The sequence below is a fragment of the Aedoeadaptatus acetigenes genome (assembly GCF_025566985.1).
Classification (GTDB): domain Bacteria; phylum Bacillota; class Clostridia; order Tissierellales; family Peptoniphilaceae; genus Aedoeadaptatus; species Aedoeadaptatus acetigenes.
Genome location: NZ_JAOQJD010000005.1, coordinates 74,917 through 91,958, shown reverse-complemented (window position 1 = coordinate 91,958; position 17,042 = coordinate 74,917). Strand labels below are relative to the sequence as shown.

23 protein-coding genes and 2 tRNA genes are annotated in these 17,042 nt (G+C 48.8%); 3 read left to right on the top strand and 22 right to left on the bottom strand.

The features are described 5' to 3' along the window. Positions 1-30 precede the first annotated feature (30 nt). From OCV31_RS03915 to OCV31_RS03860, 12 genes are all read right to left on the bottom strand, one after another. Positions 31-369: a VRR-NUC domain-containing protein gene (locus tag OCV31_RS03915; protein WP_148472809.1), complete on the bottom strand. Its 339-nt coding sequence runs from the start codon at positions 367-369 to the stop codon at positions 31-33. A 142-nt stretch (positions 370-511) separates the two neighbouring features. Next, positions 512-1,081 carry a replicative helicase loader/inhibitor gene (locus OCV31_RS03910; RefSeq protein WP_148472807.1) on the bottom strand — a complete coding sequence of 190 codons (570 nt, stop codon included), beginning with the start codon at positions 1,079-1,081 and terminating at the stop codon, positions 512-514. Beyond that, the gene (locus OCV31_RS03905) at positions 1,068-1,862 is read right to left on the bottom strand and encodes a DUF4373 domain-containing protein (RefSeq protein WP_148472805.1); all 795 of its coding nucleotides are present in this window, start codon (positions 1,860-1,862) and stop codon (positions 1,068-1,070) included. Before OCV31_RS03905 ends, OCV31_RS03910 begins: the two co-directional genes overlap by 14 nt. A 91-nt stretch (positions 1,863-1,953) precedes the next feature. Next, positions 1,954-2,670 carry a hypothetical protein gene (locus OCV31_RS03900; protein WP_267303794.1) on the bottom strand — a complete coding sequence of 239 codons (717 nt, stop codon included), beginning with the start codon at positions 2,668-2,670 and terminating at the stop codon, positions 1,954-1,956. Next, complete coding sequence (locus OCV31_RS03895) at positions 2,654-2,848, bottom strand: hypothetical protein (protein WP_148472802.1); 195 nt, start codon at positions 2,846-2,848, stop codon at positions 2,654-2,656. Before OCV31_RS03895 ends, OCV31_RS03900 begins: the two co-directional genes overlap by 17 nt. A gap of 339 nt (positions 2,849-3,187) precedes the next feature. Beyond that, the gene (locus OCV31_RS03890) at positions 3,188-3,544 is read right to left on the bottom strand and encodes a hypothetical protein (RefSeq protein WP_148472798.1); all 357 of its coding nucleotides are present in this window, start codon (positions 3,542-3,544) and stop codon (positions 3,188-3,190) included. A 9-nt stretch (positions 3,545-3,553) separates the two neighbouring features. Beyond that, complete coding sequence (locus OCV31_RS03885; RefSeq protein WP_148472796.1) at positions 3,554-4,021, bottom strand: siphovirus Gp157 family protein; 468 nt, start codon at positions 4,019-4,021, stop codon at positions 3,554-3,556. Further along, positions 4,018-4,200 carry a hypothetical protein gene (locus OCV31_RS03880; protein ID WP_148472794.1) on the bottom strand — a complete coding sequence of 61 codons (183 nt, stop codon included), beginning with the start codon at positions 4,198-4,200 and terminating at the stop codon, positions 4,018-4,020. The genes OCV31_RS03885 and OCV31_RS03880 overlap by 4 nt, the downstream gene beginning before the upstream one ends. Positions 4,201-4,231: 31 nt before the next feature. Further along, complete coding sequence (locus tag OCV31_RS03875) at positions 4,232-4,816, bottom strand: hypothetical protein (RefSeq protein WP_148472792.1); 585 nt, start codon at positions 4,814-4,816, stop codon at positions 4,232-4,234. A gap of 8 nt (positions 4,817-4,824) precedes the next feature. Next, positions 4,825-5,043: a hypothetical protein gene (locus tag OCV31_RS03870; RefSeq protein WP_148472790.1), complete on the bottom strand. Its 219-nt coding sequence runs from the start codon at positions 5,041-5,043 to the stop codon at positions 4,825-4,827. A gap of 14 nt (positions 5,044-5,057) precedes the next feature. Next, positions 5,058-5,246 (bottom strand): helix-turn-helix transcriptional regulator, encoded by a 189-nt coding sequence (locus OCV31_RS03865; RefSeq protein ID WP_148472788.1) that lies wholly within the window; start codon positions 5,244-5,246, stop codon positions 5,058-5,060. A gap of 20 nt (positions 5,247-5,266) precedes the next feature. Next, a complete protein-coding gene (locus OCV31_RS03860; RefSeq protein ID WP_148472786.1) occupies positions 5,267-5,443 on the bottom strand; it encodes a DUF739 family protein in 177 nt (58 codons plus the stop codon). Positions 5,444-5,622: 179 nt separating this feature from the next. On the opposite strand from OCV31_RS03860, the gene OCV31_RS03855 reads away from it, so the two are divergent. The 3 genes from OCV31_RS03855 (at position 5,623) to OCV31_RS03845 (ending at position 8,630) form a co-directional block, all read left to right on the top strand. Next, a complete protein-coding gene (locus OCV31_RS03855; protein WP_267303793.1) occupies positions 5,623-6,255 on the top strand; it encodes a helix-turn-helix domain-containing protein in 633 nt (210 codons plus the stop codon). A gap of 71 nt (positions 6,256-6,326) precedes the next feature. Continuing rightward, positions 6,327-7,124 (top strand): DUF5067 domain-containing protein, encoded by a 798-nt coding sequence (locus OCV31_RS03850; RefSeq protein WP_148472784.1) that lies wholly within the window; start codon positions 6,327-6,329, stop codon positions 7,122-7,124. 315 nt (positions 7,125-7,439) lie between these two features. Continuing rightward, positions 7,440-8,630, top strand: a complete 1,191-nt coding sequence (locus OCV31_RS03845; protein WP_148472782.1) for a tyrosine-type recombinase/integrase — start codon at positions 7,440-7,442, stop codon at positions 8,628-8,630. 130 nt (positions 8,631-8,760) lie between these two features. On the opposite strand, the gene OCV31_RS03840 is transcribed toward OCV31_RS03845, so the two are convergent. The 10 genes from OCV31_RS03840 to OCV31_RS03795 form a co-directional block, all read right to left on the bottom strand. Continuing rightward, positions 8,761-8,844, bottom strand: a tRNA-Leu gene (locus OCV31_RS03840). Positions 8,845-8,879: 35 nt separating this feature from the next. Further along, positions 8,880-8,956: transfer RNA gene (locus OCV31_RS03835), tRNA-His, on the bottom strand. 58 nt (positions 8,957-9,014) lie between these two features. Then, the gene (gene rdgB, locus OCV31_RS03830) at positions 9,015-9,581 is read right to left on the bottom strand and encodes an RdgB/HAM1 family non-canonical purine NTP pyrophosphatase (protein ID WP_148472780.1); all 567 of its coding nucleotides are present in this window, start codon (positions 9,579-9,581) and stop codon (positions 9,015-9,017) included. A gap of 36 nt (positions 9,582-9,617) precedes the next feature. Next, on the bottom strand, positions 9,618-10,832 hold the full coding sequence (locus OCV31_RS03825) for an N-acetylmuramoyl-L-alanine amidase (RefSeq protein ID WP_148472777.1): 1,215 nt from the start codon (positions 10,830-10,832) through the stop codon (positions 9,618-9,620). A 90-nt stretch (positions 10,833-10,922) separates the two neighbouring features. Continuing rightward, entirely contained in the window at positions 10,923-11,933 is a 1,011-nt protein-coding gene (locus OCV31_RS03820; RefSeq protein WP_148472775.1) for an AIR synthase family protein, read from the bottom strand. Between the two features lie 9 nt (positions 11,934-11,942). After that, positions 11,943-13,439 carry a type IV pilus biogenesis protein PilM gene (locus OCV31_RS03815; RefSeq protein WP_148472773.1) on the bottom strand — a complete coding sequence of 499 codons (1,497 nt, stop codon included), beginning with the start codon at positions 13,437-13,439 and terminating at the stop codon, positions 11,943-11,945. Positions 13,440-13,504: 65 nt separating this feature from the next. Further along, positions 13,505-14,206: a prepilin peptidase gene (locus OCV31_RS03810; protein ID WP_148472771.1), complete on the bottom strand. Its 702-nt coding sequence runs from the start codon at positions 14,204-14,206 to the stop codon at positions 13,505-13,507. Next, the gene (locus OCV31_RS03805) at positions 14,203-14,595 is read right to left on the bottom strand and encodes a prepilin-type N-terminal cleavage/methylation domain-containing protein (protein ID WP_148472769.1); all 393 of its coding nucleotides are present in this window, start codon (positions 14,593-14,595) and stop codon (positions 14,203-14,205) included. Before OCV31_RS03805 ends, OCV31_RS03810 begins: the two co-directional genes overlap by 4 nt. Before the next feature lie 8 nt (positions 14,596-14,603). After that, positions 14,604-15,794 carry a type II secretion system F family protein gene (locus OCV31_RS03800; RefSeq protein WP_148472767.1) on the bottom strand — a complete coding sequence of 397 codons (1,191 nt, stop codon included), beginning with the start codon at positions 15,792-15,794 and terminating at the stop codon, positions 14,604-14,606. Between the two features lie 7 nt (positions 15,795-15,801). After that, complete coding sequence (locus tag OCV31_RS03795; protein ID WP_148472765.1) at positions 15,802-17,010, bottom strand: GspE/PulE family protein; 1,209 nt, start codon at positions 17,008-17,010, stop codon at positions 15,802-15,804. Between the last annotated feature and the right edge of the window lie 32 nt (positions 17,011-17,042).

The window sequence follows — 17,042 nt, the reverse complement described above, 5'->3', positions numbered from 1 at the left end:
AACCCTCAAAAAAACATTAACAAACGTTAACTACAACAGTTTCCCCTGCTCATATCCGAGAATCCCGAAAGCATCGTCAATGCTCCGGGCGATCCCATAAAGCACCTTCGGCGATACCTCCGACCGCATAAAATCAATCTGCGACTGAGAAACCACGCCCGATGCCGTCTTCACCTCGATGAAAAACATCTTTCCGTCCGCCTTTCTATAACCGAAGAGATCCGGAAAACCCTCCGGCAACGCCCGCACAAAGCGCTTCCCGTCCGGACTCTTTAAAAGCCCGCTGGTCGCCACCCAACAGCGACCCAGCCCTGTGCCGTTTATGGCATCGGCAATCTCCTTCTGAATCTTCCCTTCCTTGCCTCTCAAAACACGCTCCTTTCCACATGCCTTATGCAAAACAAATAATTTTCCTCCACCTCCACATGGTAGCCCTCTTTGAGCAATTCGCCGACGAGCCTCATTCGCTCCTTAAAGCTACGGTAAGGGACCATCAGTACCTGAATCATCCCTACCTCCATGGACTTTGTTTTGCCACTTCCTCGAGCATATTTTCGATTTTCATTTTTTTACTTTCCAGTTCCCTCCCATGACCTCGCAGATTCTCAGGCAATTGCGCTTCCCTGCGTTCAATGGCGCTCGTGTTCTGATAGGCCATGCGAAAATTCGCTCGGTCTGCCTTCGGATCTTCACTCAAGCAAAAGCTTTGGAAGCCCAAGCGGCGAATCACCTTCCCTGCAATCGGGTCTCGCTCTTCAATCCAAGCGATGGCCTCCGCTTCCCGGTAGCCTCCAAAACGTGATATTGCCCGCTGCACCAGCCCATAGCCGTACGAAAAATCACGAATCATCACATCCTCTTCAGTGGCGAGTTCCCGAATTTCCGCAATGGTCGGCGGAAATTTGTTCGTCGCGATGTGCTTCGCCACAGCCTTTGTGAGGGCATCAATGGGAATGTCTCCAAGCATCTTGAACCAGAATTCAATGGCCAATCGATTTTCAAAAAGGCCGGACTTCGGGTAGCTCTCTTTGATGCCCATAAACAAATTCGCATAAGCCTGCGGTATTTTATTCGCATTCATCCTGCATCATCTCCTCCAGTACCTGCCTTGTGCGCTCCGTCCCCGATGCCGGGCGAGATCCATTCAACGGCGTGATGCTGCTCGCATCTAAAAAATCTTCATAACGCCCGTTAAAAAACGTCGACCCGTTCATAAACGCCAGAGACGTAAACCCATTGGCGCGTTGATTCATCACATCTTGCTTGTAGTTCTCTACTGCACGCAAAATAGTCTCTTTCCCGAGGTCCTGAATCGCCGCCTTGGCCTTTTTCGTTACGGCACTCTTGCCTTTTTTGTTGGGATAAGCCTGCCACGCGGCCTCGAAAAAAGAAACCGCCGCGGGGTTTGGTTTCGTTTCGTCTCGTCTCGTTTCGTTTTGTTTTGTTTCGTTTCGTTTAATGCTAGAGCTTTGCTTAGCATTTGCTAAGCAATTGCTAGACTCTTGCTTCTTCGCCTTGCTAAGCCCGCCTTTTCTGCCGGCTTCAGCGCGCTTTTTAGAGACGTCATCCTTATATTCCATGTGTTCCAAAAAGCGAACCGAATAAAAAGATTCGTGATCTTCCGTAAACTCAAACAAACCGAAATCTTCGACGATCGATTTTATAAACTCATTACTCACCCGGAAGTCAAAAGCAATTAAATTATAATTTGTGGAAAGCATGTAGTCTGTACTATCTAGGAGTCGCTCGAGGATAGCAAAGAAAACGCCGTAGCCCTCCATCCCATACTTCATGCGCAATGCGAGGATCTTTTCGTCGTTCCTGGCATTGGAATAATGCGGGAAATATTGTGTTGTTGCCATACTACCTCCATCACTGTAGGCATACCAAGAACCGAATCGGCGCTAGATATGCGTACAAAAGGCATGGTAAGGGGCACATGCCCCTCACCGATTATTTATTGGCTGCTTCTGCCTCGACTTCCTGACAAATCTTTTCGTAGTCCGTCTTCTTAATCTCGTCACTGTGGCCGTAGCCGTACTTACTCATTACCGACTTGCACAACTCAGCATCACCCTTGGCAATGGCATAGAGTCGCTTCGCCTGCGCTTGGGAAATCGTGCCGTCGCGATCCGTGTAGGTCCGTTGATAGGCCGAAGCCTGATTGCCGGCTAAGTCCATGTCCTCAATGTCTTGGGTAAAGACATCGCTTAGAGAGCCTACCAATAATGCTGCATCCACCATGGCCCGCTTCTTCGCCATCTTCAGCACCGTGTTGTCCATGGTGTAAGGATCCTGCTTAATGTATTTTCGTTCGCGGGTATTGCAGCTGCCGAAGCCTTCCGTCATGACCTCGCCGTTCTTCTTCAGCCGGCATGCTACCTGGTACTGGAAGAAGCCCGTATCGAAATCCCGTGTTGAATCCAGAATTTCAAATTCACTGGTCAGTCCCAAGAGCATAATCAGCTTTTCCGCGCCGGGCTTTAAAAGCGTCGGCTTCCCCGTGCCGGGGATCACGCCGAAGTCGTGATTTTGTGTAAATTGACTTTGCACCAACGTCTGAAACTGCTTAATCTTTTGAATACTTCCTTGAATCGACTGCAAATTCGTCGATTCGATCAAAGACAGGACGTTTACTTCTTGCACTTGTACTTCATTCACATTCGACATAGCGAACCTCCTCACTTAAATTTTCCACCTTCCCGGCGATAACCCGATCCAACAGCTCCCAATTGTCGTAGACATAGGCCGCCAAACGATGCGTGAAAAGCTTGCTTAAATTCGCATCCTCCTCAAAGAACGTCTGTAAAGCGGCGATTTTAATCTTGCGATCCAATTTTAAATCCATAGAAGACCTCCTATTTGGTACTACATATAGTGAGTATTTTTCCATAACTACTATATATAGTTGCTTTTGTAGTAATTTGTAGTAAACTATTTAAGAGTACATCCTCCTGTTTACTCATCGAAGAAGAAAGGAGAAACTTTATTGGGACGAATCAAAGTGACGCGTGAATCTAAAACAGGCAGAAACACACATTTTAAAGACACGACCACCGGCCGATACATGACACGAAAACAATTTGTAACATCCATAAATGCCGGTAACTATCCCGGGTACCATGTCAGAACGATTAACGGCATCAAAACGCCGGTATCGAACCCTGATAAATCCTCAAAAAATAACTTAGACTAGTTCATCTTTTAGGATGTACTCAACTACATAACCTTCACAACAAACATTGCCATTCGAATCGATTGATGCGATCAAAAGGCCGTTTGCGTCCTTTACGATGATTTCTCGTACCTCCATATCCTTCATAAGGATCGGAATCGGCTCCAGGAACAGTTCTAAATCCTCGCCGTAACGATCAGCGATGGTCGATAGCTTTTCAAGTGACTTAGCGCCACAGATGCCCCGCCCTTCCATCATTTTGAGGAAATGAGAATAACTGACGCCCCATGCACAAACAAAATCTTTTTTCGTCCGGAAATGCGCCGCAATGAACGCCTCCGTCGCTTCCCGGTCGAGATAGCGATCCATCTTCGCCTCCTATCTCAACCGCAGCGACTTCGTTCGCACGAGTTCTGCGCCTTCCGTCAGCTCTCCGGCCTCAATAGCCTTCTTGATCTCCGTCTTCATGGGCTTTCGTTCGATCTTCCAGTAAGCATCGGGAATAAGATCTTCATCGAGAATGTTCACACTCGGCGCATTGGCCTGGATGCTCCACTTAAAGATCCCCGAAGTGACCTTGTCCTTGCCCATGGCTTCCAGATTCTGTTGCACATAGCCCTTAATATCCGCGATGCGGTTCTTCACTGCCATCTTCCGCGCCTTGAGCCGCTTTTCCTCCGCTTCCAGCGCCTCCGCCTCCGCTTCCAGATTGCGAATCACCTTCGCCGTCGATTCCAACTTTTCTTCCAGGGCTGCATCCACGGAATCCATGGCCGCCGAAACGGCCACATCGTCGTCGATGTTCTCGAGATTCTCGTAAATCTCGGCAATGTCATACAACTTCATTTCTCGCCCTCCTCATTCATTAACTGCCGGCACAACTCCTGAATCTCGGCTAAAAGCCGGGGCTTCTTCTCCTTGGCTGCTTCACCGATGCGGATATCGATATCGCAACGGTTTAACTCCGCCAATTTCCCTTCCAACCTTTCACCGGTTGTGGTGGGTTCCACGTGTTCGTAATACATTTTGATCTCCTTTGTGTTATACTAATGGTGGTTAACGATCGATCTCGCTTGGACACCTGTCCGGCGAGATTTTTTCATTTACGCGCGTCGTCTCGCGGCACAAATCATTCTTCAGCACCGAAGACTTCAACCTATGCTCGGTCTCAAACAAATAGTAATGGGCGTACTCGCCGATGACCTTCCCGGCAACGAAGTTCTTATTATGTCTAGTTCCATTCATTTTGTCGTAGGTCACGGAATACCACTTTCCTATTTCCAACGCCCGAAGCGTTCCGCCGATATTTTGCGGCTTCGGCGCATCCCAATACATTTCGGTGCCTTCACCTGCAATTAGAGGCCTTATGTCTTCACTGCACCTTGCCGTGATGGACTTCCGTTGACTACGCCCTGCCACGATACGCTGCCGGTGGCGCTGCTTAGGCAAAGCATCAAATGCGGCTTCAATCTTTTCTGCCACCGGACCGATCACATACTCCCTTTTCCGCGAGTAAATGAGCTGCACCGTTTCATCTCCAATGCCGACTACATCGGCCACAACCTCGGTGGGTCCATAATGCTTAAGCAGCGCAATCACCTTCGGCCGAATGTCCGCCAGCGACTTCCATTGATTGTTCATGCTTCCTCCTAATAGGGGTACTGGCCGCGTTCCTTACTGTAGGCCACCGCCCACGCCGCTTTATTATCAAGCTGCGTAACGCATGCGCTTTCCGCCAAATCGTCACAAGCAACGGCCAGCATAAAACTCACCAGCGCCACCAAACCGACGATGGCCAAAAACGCCAACGTCCTGCGCCGTACATACTTCGCATCGTTATACATCACGCACGCTCTTCGTTTTGCCATGCCATTCGCCTCCTTCACAGTTGAATCCCCTGCTTCGAACTCTTCCGAAGCCACTCTTCCACTTCTTCCTTGAAAAACAGCGTCCGATTCCCGACACGCAGCTTCGGAAACGACGGATACTTCTTCGCCATCTCCCTGAGCTTGTGCTCCCCAATGGGGATCACCTTGGCGAGCTCCTTCGCCGTATAAATTTCCCTGTCCATACCACGCCTCCTTTATTCTCTTATAGTGAATTTAATTCACCTTTCGGCGTAAAAAAATAACGTTCTTGTTCTTCCGGGCTCATCTCAAGAAGATCCCGTAAAATGGCAATCTCTGAAGCTTTAAATTCAGTTTCCCCATTTAACTTCAAGTATAGCGTCTTCCTGTTTACTCCTAGCTGCTCTGCGATATATTCCATCTTATATCCGGACACAGCTATTTTATCCCTTAGAGTTGTAATACGATCACCTCACTTCCGTGAATTACATTCACTATTTAGAGTATATACGCGCCGTGAATTTCTGTCAACTAAATTTCCTAATTTTGTTGAATTTATTTCACGTCGATGCTAAAATGTAGCCAAGGAGGAGGTCGCAAGTGTTAGATTTATATAAAAACATTAAATCGCTTCGATTAAGCAAAGAACTCTCACAGGAACAGCTTGCAGCTATGACAGGATACAAGGATCGGACATCGATAGCTAAAATTGAAGCCGGAAAAGTAGATTTGTCTCAATCAAAAATTATTGAATTTGCCAAGGCCTTGGGCGTGTCCCCTTCCTACCTCATGGGATGGAACAGCTCAGACGATGTCGATCTGACCAAAATCAAAGGCATCATTCCAATAAAAAAACTCCGCCGCATCCCCATCCTCGGACAAATCGCCTGCGGAAACCCCATCCTCGCGGAAGAAAACTACATAGGCTATTTCACTGCCGACGACAAATACCTGGACTCCGACTTCTGCCTCTACGCCAAAGGCGACAGCATGACCGGCGCCGAAATCGATGACGGCGATCTGGTTTTCATAAAAAAACAATCCGACGTGGACGACGGCGAAATCGCCGCCGTTTTGATTGACGACGAGGCCACACTCAAGCGCGTCTATAAAATCGCGGATAAAGTGCAGCTTCGTGCCGATAACCCCCACTACCCGCCTATCGACCTCGACGGCACCCAAACCGTTATCATACTGGGTAAAGCCACCCACGTCCTTCGCCCGGTGAAATAAACGACAACAGCGTCCATGCGCTTTTAGATAGATGTCCGCCATGCATTAAATCCATACATAAGGAGGAACTCATGAAGAAATTCTTACTCCCGCTGCTTTTATCGCTCACCTTGATCACCGCATGTTCAAACCAGGAGGCCACAAAAAACGAAGCCGCTTCGAATGCGCCCGCCAACTCAGCTGCAGCCAACGAGAAGATTGATGAACAAAAACTCCAAGAATACCTAGATGGGATCAATAAACACGGCGTTGTATCTGCGTCTTTCAACAAAGATCAAATGGCAATTAATCACACTGTTTTCAATATTAATGATGAACACCCCACCTTTACCTCTGAATTTTTAGATGCAGTCTTGGATGAGTCCACTTGGATGCAGGAAAATATTTCACCCAACTTTACGCTAAACTATTTTTTTGAAGACGATTCTGAGACGCCGTTCCTAGTCGTAAAGGATCATGAGGTTGTTTCTAAAACCATTGATTTTCAAGAGGTTACAAAATATGAAACTAAAGACGCCTCATTTGTCATGAAAAACTTCGAATTTCTAGATGGAAAATATGGCAAGAAAATCTTGGCCATCACCATGGATTATGTAAACAAAACAGACCAGCCGCAAAATCCTTGGTTAAACTTTGCTACTGCCATTAAAGGCGAGCAGGAAACGGATGCCACTGTCGACTTGTTAAATGGAGCGAATGGCTTATTCCCTGATGATTATAAGCCCGAAGCGGTCAAAATGGGCGAAACTCAAATAAAGCCTAACACGCCGGTTGAAGTTGTCGTCGGTTTCCAACTGAACGATCCTTCGGCCAATGTCTATCTACGGTCCATGTTCGGCAATGACTTTGAAAAGTTGATCGAACAATAGCATGGATTAGGAAGATAATCAGCGCCTACCTTCGTTCATAGGGTAAGAACTCGGGATAATTATGAGGTTATCTTATTCCAATTTATTTCGATTTATTGGAATGCTACTCTCTTATTCCAATTTATTTAGGTTTATTGGAATAATTGTCTGATCAATATGAGATCAGAGATTTACCGGAAAAACTTGAAACCAGAAGAAAAGGAATAAAAAAGCCCCTACCCTGTTGCAGCAGGATAGAGGCAAATGGTTGAGGCGTGGTATACCTACAACACACTTAGTATATCACAGCCTCCACAAGTTAAGGAGGCTATTTTTATGTCAAAAAATGCAAGCGGATTAGGTTCACTCACCTATACCATGCGAAACGGAAAGAAATATTGGACAGGCCGGATCACCCTTGGCCAGGACGTCCAAGGCAGACAAATTCGGAAGTCCTTCTCCGGCTATAAAAAATCCGAGATCGTAGAAAAGATGAAAAAGGCATCCACTTTTACAAATGTCTCCGGCATTGTGGATAACGGAAGCCAAATCCTCGGCGACTTCCTAAAGTACTGGATATTTAACATCAAAGCCAAAGAGATCAAGTCCACCACCGTCATCCGGTACGACCAACTGCTGAGGCTGCACATTCTCCCCTATCCATACGCCAATACGAAGGTGAAGGATATCACCATCCTAAACTTACAAAAATTTGTAAATTATTTGGTTGAGGAAGAAGGCTCATCTGCCTTAATCGCTAAAAATACCCTGAGCTTGATCAAGCTGTTTTTGGACTACTGCATCGTCTTGGGCATTATCCAAGCCAATCCGAGTCATTATGTAACAGTGCCTAAAAAAGAAACCCATGTTAATTCAGGAAAGTACCGCATTTTCTCAAGATCTGAACAAGAGAACATCATGGCTACCCTCGATCTTAATTTCTTTGTCGATCAAATGCTCTACCTTGATTTCTTCACCGGGCTTCGGCGCAACGAACTCCGAGGACTCCAGTGGCGACACTTCCATGATCACTCCATCATAGTCGATCAACAGATGCGGAGAAACTACATCTTCGACGATACCGGCGCAAACACCTTAGAGAAAAACAAGATTCATTCTCTGAAAACGGAATGTTCATTCCGTACCATCCCGCTTCCCGAAATCGCCGTCGACTTTTTAAATGGTCTGAAAGAAGAATCTATCGGCAAACACAAACGATTAAACAAAGCCTTTACTTCTTCCAGTTTCATCTTTTCCGATGACCTATGTCATCCCATCGAAGAAAAACGTCCGAATCGGCGCCTACAATCGATTTGTAGAAGGTTAAATATGGAACCCAGGCCACTACACTCCATTCGCCACTCCTACGCCACACGGCTCTTTGAGGAAGGCGTGGACATAAAAACCGTCCAGGAGCTCATGGGCCACTCCGACTATAAAACGACACTGGACATATACACCCACGTCATGCCCGAGAAGAAAAAAGAAGCCGTCTCCGTTTTCGATAAAATCTATGCGAAAAAATAAAAATTGTTGGCTATGAGTTGGCTACGGAGCCGTAAAAATAAGTAAAAGCACGTAAGGATAAAAACCCTACGTGCTTTTAAAATGCGTATTTTTAGCCATTTGTAAGCAAACGGAAAAATACTAAATCGTCTGGTGCGGGAAAGAGGACTTGAACCCCCACGTCGTTGACACTAGATCCTAAGTCTAGCGCGTCTGCCAATTCCGCCATTCCCGCGTACTCGCGATGCGAGTTGAAATCCCGAAGGATTATGGGGTGGATAGTGGGAATCGAACCCACGATCTCCAGGACCACAATCTGGCGCCTTAACCGACTAGGCCATACCCACCACAAAATTTGACGATGGATATATATTAACATCATTTAATACCCATGTCAAATGTTTTTTAGCTTTTTAATGATTCAACAAATGCGCGTAGGGCCAGGCCGCGGTGACTGACGGCATTTTTCTCGTCGTCGGTCATTTCGGCGAAGGTTTTGTCGTAGCCTTCGGGAACGAAGAGCGGATCGTATCCGAAGCCTCCCTCGCCGCGAGGCGATTCGGTTATGTGTCCGGGACAGATTCCTTCCACCGTGTAGATCTCTTTTTCTCTCTTCACGGCGATGACCGTTTTAAAATAGGCGCTGCGGTCGGATTTGCCTTCCATTTCGCGCAAGAGTTTTTCGCGATTTTTTTCGTCGTTTCCGTCTTCGCCGGCATAGCGTGCGGAATAAACGCCGGGGCGCCCTTCGAGGGCTTGGACGAAAAGACCAGTATCGTCGCCGATGACGATTTCGCCCTCCAAGGGCTTGATTTTAATCATGGCGTTTGCTTCCAGGGTGTCGCCGTCTTCCACGGGGTGGATGTCGCCGTAGCCGGCTTCGGTTTTCGACAGGACGCGGAATTTTTCGTCGACCAATTCACGAATTTCCCTGAGCTTATGTTCGTTGTCCGTGGACAGGATGATATTCATGGCGTCTCCTTTAAAAAAGGAAGGCTCCCGCCTTCCTTACATGTATTTGCGATTGTAGTTTTCGATTCCCTTGACGATGCCGGTTGCCAATTTGTCCAAATAGCTGTCGCTCTTCAACTTTTCAAGTTCGTCGGGATTGGACATAAAGCCCCCCTCGATTAAACAGGCCGTCATATTGGTTCGTCTTAGCACGGCGAGTTCCGGACGATTCTTGATTCCGCGACTGTTGGCTCCGGTTTCTTTTAATACGGCGTTCAGTACCTCTCTCGCAAGGAGCGTTTGATCGCCTGCATCTTTTTTCAGTTCCACGTCATTTTCGGAGGCGTAGAGAACTTCGATTCCATATGGCGACGCACTGCCCGCCGAGTTAAAGTGGATGCTCACAAAAATATCCGCATTGTTGCGATTGGCGATGGCCGCCCGTTCGCTCAAGGCGATAAATTCGTCGGTGGTGCGCGTCATAATCACATTGTAGCCCCGCTCTCTCAGCATGGATTCCACGCGAGGCGCCACACGAAGGTTCAAGGCTTTTTCCGTCGTCTTGTCTTCAGCGATGGCACCGGAATCTTTGCCACCGTGACCGGGATCGATGACGACGGTAATGTTTTTCTTTTGACCCGGCTCCATGGGTTGGGGCTTCGCATCGTTTACTTCCGGCTCTTTCGGCAGAGGCATGGGTTCTTTTACTTTTTCAACGGGCGCTTTCGGCTCTTGGACCGGTTTCGCATTATTCTGTTGTTGCGGCGCCTTAACGACGCCGTTGTCGATCATCGCCAAACGTTTGTTTTGATCCCAATCGACGCTGAATCCCAGGGACTCCGACAAGAAGCGCAGAGGCACCATGGTCTTGCATTCATTGTTTTGGGCCGTGTACTGGGTCAGTTTCGGCACCGACGCGTCGTCGATGCGCATTTTCTTTCCGTTGACGTAGACGACGGAGCTGTTGATCTTCAGCTTCACGTCTTTGTCCATCATGGAAATGCTCACCGATTTGGTTTTTTGATTCCATTTAACATTGGCTCCCATAAGTTCCGTGAGCTCGCGAATGGGAACGAAGGTGCGGCCGTTGTCTACATAAGGTTTGTATTCACTGTATAGGTCAAAGCCATTTACCTTGACATTGGCGACGCTGACCTTTCGATTGTTGCCATTGGTTTTAACACGCATGGTTGCGCCGGCTGCTTCCGAAAATCCTGAAAAGATTAACATAAACGCGAAGCAAAAGGCGAAACTTCTTAAAAATCGTTTCAAGGGAACCTCCTTCAAATTGGTAACACTTTGTCAATAATTATTATGGTTCCCTCGCCTTTAAATGTCAAACAGTCCGTAATCTTTGTAACTTTATTGTAATCTTACTAAAGCCGTGTAGAGGGCGTCGGGGCCGGGGGAGGCGATTTCTTGTTCCGAGCCGTCTTTCATTTTGTAGACGACGCGGTTTTCATCGGTCACTTCGCCGATTTTCGTAAATAAGATGCCCCGGTCGGTTAATTTCTTTTGCATGGGTTCAAAATCGTCTTTATCCAATACAACCAACATGGAGCCGCTGGAAATAAGGCGGTACAAATCCACCTCGGCCTTTTTCGCCACGGCTTTCGTGGATTCCAATACGGGAATCGCTTCTTTGTCGATGGCCACGCCCACCTTCAGTGCCTGTGCCATTTCCCAAATGGCGCCTTCCACGCCGCCTTCGGTGACATCGTGCATGGCGCGAATGCGAAAATCCTCGGCCACTTCGCCTTCCGTTTGCACACTGAGGGCATCGACCAGCCCCCGGCCTTCTCGGAGCAGCTCCTCGCCGATCTCCTTCAGGGCCTCGGCGCAATCCGTCGCAAGGATGGCCGTGCCTTCAAGGCCCGCGTACTTGCTCATGGCCACCACGTCCCCTGCCCGCACTTTCGACGGATCGGGCACTTTGTCTTTGCTGACGCGGCCCACGACGGTGGAGATCATAATGGGTTTGGACACGGTATCGGTAATTTCCGTGTGTCCTCCAATAATATCCATATTAACCGCGTCGGCGGCCTTTTGCGCGTCGGCCATAATGGTTTCGATGTCTTTCGACGTGGTGTTCACCGGAAGGAGCAACGTCAGCAACACGCCCACGGCGTCGGCGGATTTCGTCGCCACGTCGTTGACGCTGATATGAATGGCCAGTGCGCCCAAGTTTTCCGCAGCCCCTGTAATGGGATCGCTGCTCAATACGATCAGATCTCCGCCGAAGTCCAACATGGCCGTGTCTTCGCCGATGGAAGATGCGCTCAAGACCTCGCTTCGCTTCGATTTTATTTTTGAAAGAATCAGTGAGTCCAATTCTTCGTTGGATAGTTTTCCTACGTCCTTATAAACTTTCATTTATGACTCCTATATACTGGCGCTGTTGTCGCCGGCGTCGTTTACCGTCATCTCGTCGCCCATCATCTCGTCGCCTGCGGAATCCATACCGTCGTCCGTTTCTTCGGAAGGGGTGGAATCACCTTCTTCGCCGCCGATTAAATAGGCCGTTAATTGGAAGTAGATCACATCGCCGACCGTCGCCGTCGGTTCTTCTTCCACTTTAACTTTCAACACGTCTTCCAATTGACTGCACCAGTTTTGTATTTCGTTGGCATCTTTTGCTTCGCCGCGAATGGACAGGGTGCCGTTTTGGTAATCCATGCCCGTTACGGTCAGTGTATCCGGCGCAGAGGATTTCACCTTGGTAATGGCATCGGCAATGTCGGCGCTCTTTTGTGCACCGCTTCCGCCTTCAGTCGAATCCGATTCGTCTTGCGCCATTTCCTGTTCGTGGGTCCGGACGATAAGGTCTCGGTTTTGCTGCTTTAATTTTTCACCGTAGACAAAGGAGCCGATGAGAATGGCAAAGGCCACGACAAGGGCGCCGATGGGCAGGTAGTAGTTTTTGCCTCCGCCGCCGGAGCGTCTTGTGCCGGAGAACATGGCGGCAACATCGCCGTGTTCCGCCGCGGCGGCAAAGATATCCCCTAAATTCAGCGGCTTGTATACTTCCTCGTCCATAAGTGCGGAAAATAAACCGCTTTCCACGAAAGATCCTGCGATTAACTGCCTGTCGGCCAGGGCAAAATCGCCGCCCATATGCTCCACATGGCCCAACGCTTCGTAATAAGCCGATTGCATTTCCCTTTTCATGGCGGCGGGATCCACATCGCTCATGCGCTCGTCGAAATTTTCGTCTTTAATGCGCAGGACATCTTCCGCTTCCAGTTCGTTTCTACTCATAAAGTCCAGGACGGAATCGTTGACCTCCGTGCGGTCGAAGAAGCGATTTTCGTGGCCGTAGTAAAAGCCCAAGTGGCTCGTGCCGACGAAATTCACCCTTGCGCCGCCCAGCCAATGGGCGTATTCCAGGCATAACGTTGAAAAAGGAATGATCCCGCGAAGTTTTATTTCGCATTTTTTCGCTAAATCCCTGTAACCTTCCAAGAGTTCTTCGGGACATATCGTAATTAACAGATGGTGGATGTCGTCGTCACTTTTTAAATCCACCGAATCCAAGGCATATTCCTCTAAATCCTGAGGGAAAAGTGACGGACACTCGTTTTCGATTAGCGAAGCCCTCTCCTTCTCCGTCATAGACGGCACATGCATGGTGCGGTTTACCGCCGAGGCGGAATTTATGACGAACAAGGCATGGCTCTTGGTCAGCTCGTTTTCTTCCAAGGTCTTTTTCAAAAGATAGTGCAACTGTGCGCTGTCTAAAATTTCGCCGTCACTAAGGACGTTCATCGGTATATCAAAAGAATAAAGTGTGCTTACGGATTTGTTTTCGTCTACGTTTGCTACATAGCAGCGACGATCTTCGAAGTAAATTATCGCTTCGCGCTTATTAAATAATTTCATTTCGCCCTCCTACAAGCATTATATCCCACGAATGCGTAATTTTTATGTAATTTAAACAATTTCGTTCACAAATAAATTCCTACAATCAAAAAACCCAACAGAAAAAAGGGAAACATGGGGACGGCTTTCTGTTTGAGGCCTTTGAAAAAGTAAAGGCCCCCGCCGATGAGGGCGGCCGAAACAAAGGTCACGGTAAAAAATAAATAGCTTCTCCATATCTCCCCGATGCCCAAGGCGAGAATCGAAGCATAATAAATGTCCCCCTCGCCCACCGCCTTGGGAAAGAGAAAATAAAGCGCGCCGATCAGGAAAAAGAGAAAGGCGCCGCTTAAGGGATGAATGGATCCATCGAGAATCAGAGCCACGACAAAGATAACGCCGCCTACGACAAGATCCCCTGTAAACACATCCTGGTGGCGACTGTCTTCCAGAGCCAAAAGATACATGACAAATACGGCGGCCACCGGGAGGACGGAGGCCTTCTCCATGCCCAAGTAATGGAGCAAAAAGGCGGCGAGCGCGCCTCCGATTCCTTCGCTCAGCGGATGGTAGAGGGAGATTTTTTCGCCGCAAGCGCATCGCCCGCGACAGAAAATGTAGCCGAGGACGGGAATCAAATAGGGCCACGGAATGATGCGGCCGCAGGATTCGCAGCGGCTTCTTCCGTAGGTCCAATTTTCGCCGCGCCTACGCCTGTCGTCGAAAAGATTGAAAAAGGACACAAAGGAGGCCGCGAGAAAAAAGGCAACCAGATAGATCAGTATCATTTTTGTTTTGCTTGATCAGGCTTACCCGTATCAGGCACCAAAGTATTATTATTATCTATTTTTACCATGCCGGGCTCCACGATAATGTTTCCATTTTCTACCTTCACAGTAAAAGAAGTATATTTACTTAATGCCTTGGCCGGCTTCGGAACTTCGCCGGATTCCAAATAGGGCTTGAGATCATCTAATTCAATCGTCCCTTCGGTCGGTTTGTCCATGGAGTAAAGGATCGCAGCATTTTTTATGACCCGCACATTGGCATTGTGGGCTGTGGCCTGAGCGCTTAAATTGGAGCGTTGGTAGCGGGGAATGGCGATGGCGATGAGCAGGGCCAAGATGGCGATGACAATAATGAGTTCGATCAGGGTGAATCCCTTTTTCTTTTTCATAATTCCTCCTAAAAACTGTTTACCATGTCAAACATGGGAATGGCAATAGAAAAAATAATAAATCCGACGACGACGGCCATGAGCAGAATTAGTGCCGGCTCTATGTATATGCTTATGCGCTCGGCGCGATTTTTCTGCCGTCCTTCCTCCAAATGGATGGCCACGGCGAGCATCTCGCTTACGGCGGAAGAGGCCTCGCCTAAGGCGACGAAAGAGCAGTTCTGCGCTTTAAACAAATCGCTTTTCTCCATGGCCAGAGAGAGCTCCTCCCCTTTCATCAGGCCGCGAATCATCGCCTGCGCCTTTCTCTCGATGTAGGGATTTTCCGCCCCTTCGTTCATGTTTTCCATAATGCGCAACAGGTCCACGCCGTTATCCATTTGCATCTTCATGGTTCTTAATTGCCTCAGCTCAAAGGGGTCTCGGTAAAAAGGCGCAGCGATCGACAGATGGTACCATCTGCGGTAGAAGCCGTCGGCGGTTTTCGGATGATTTTTCAGGATCAAAATCATCAGCATCAAAAGGAGAAGCGCCGCGATGTAAAGAAGGCCGAAGCGATTAAAATGATCGGCGATGGCGATGAGCATGCGGGTCATCAGGGGCAAGGGCACCTGTCGGGATTCAAAGACGTCGGTAAATACGGGAAGCACCGAATGAAGCACCACCTGCAAAACAAAAAGGGATGTAATCATAAGGATGACGGGATAGGCCAGGGCATTTGCAAGTTTTCTGTGCATTTGTTGTTCCTCGTCGAAAAAATCCGCCAGTTGGCGAAAGATGTCGCCCAAGGTTCCCGCCGCCTCCCCGCTTCGAATCATGCCGGGGACGAAATGGGGAAAACAGTCGGCTTCATGGAAAGCCTCGGAGAGGAGCTTCCCTTGCCGCACCGCCTCCACGATGAATTCCAATTTTTCTTTCTGAAGGCCTTTGGACTCCCGGGCCATTAATTCCATGACCGTAACGATGTCCAAACCTCCGGACGACATAAGGGCCAGTTGGGAAAACAATAAGGCCAATTGCCCTTTCGCAATCACCCGCCGCGGCTTTGTTAATTGAAGTCGCCGCCCTTCTTCTTTCAAGGCGACGATGCGGTAGCCGGCTTCGTGGAGCTTTTCCCGCGCCTCCTGTAAATTCTCCGCGTCCATTTCATCGGTCACGAGATTCGACTGTGCGTCGATGATTTTATACTTAAACTTCATGGCTCACCTACATGGTCATAATGGTGCGGTAGGCCTCATCGAGGCTGATGGTTCCCGCAAGAATCTTCTCCCGCAGGGCCTCTTTCAATGGAATCATGCCCGTTATCACCGCCGCATCCCGCAGAGCATCTAACGTGACGCCGGGCTTAATTAGGTCGCGGATTTTTTCGTTCATGGCCATGATTTCGAAGACGGCTTCCCTACCGGTGTAGCCTTCAAAACAGTGTTCGCAGCCCGCGGCCTCGTAGGTCGGTCCGTCGATTCGAAAGTAATCGTCTTTTCTGTAAACTTCTTTCTTGCAGTGGTCGCAAAGTTTTCGTACGAGGCGCTGGGAGATCACGCCGATAATTCCCGCCGACAACATATAAGGTTCGATGCCCATGTCCATGAGGCGGATAATGGCCGAGGGCGAATCCGTGGTGTGGAGCGTGGAAAAGATCAGATGACCCGTAATCGACGACCTTAGGGCGATCTCCGCCGTTTCCATGGAGCGAATTTCCCCGACCATCATGACCTCCGGGTCCTGACGCAACATGGCTTCCAGACCCGTGGAGAAGGTAATGTTCGCCTTGGGATTCACCTGCATTTGATTGATCCCTTCGATGGCAAATTCCACGGGATCTTCGATGGTCAGAATATTTCGCTCCACGCTGTTTAAGAGTTGGATAAACGTATAGAGGGTCGAGGTTTTCCCGGAGCCCGTGGGCCCGCAGATCAAAACAAGGCCCAAGGGTTGGCGCAGCAGTTTTTCAACTAGGGCCAGGTTCTTTCCATCCAAGCCGATGCCTTCCGGGGTGTAGTTTAGGCCGCTTCTGTCCAAGAGGCGAAGCACCAACTTTTCCTCACCCTTTACGGGAATCGCCGATGCCCGCACGTCCACGTCGCGACCGTCGTGCTTAAAGGTGAAGCGGCCGTCTTGAGGCTTCCGCTTTTCGCCTATGTCCATGGAAGAGAGAAATTTGATCCGCGTGACAAATTCCGAGTACAATCGCTTCGGATAGGTGTCGTACAAAAAGAGCGTGCCGTTTCGACGCATACGAACCCGCCAGTTTTCACCGGCCGGTTCAATATGCACGTCGGAACAGCACGCTTCGGCGGCATCATTTAAAATTTTTTCGCTTAATTGGACGGCACTGACGCGGCCCGCCGAAACAGTCGATTGGGTATTCATTTGCCCTTTGTCTTTCGATGCGGAAAAGGAAAATTTCTTGTCCATCACTGCCTCCAAAAATTGCGGCCCTTCCCATG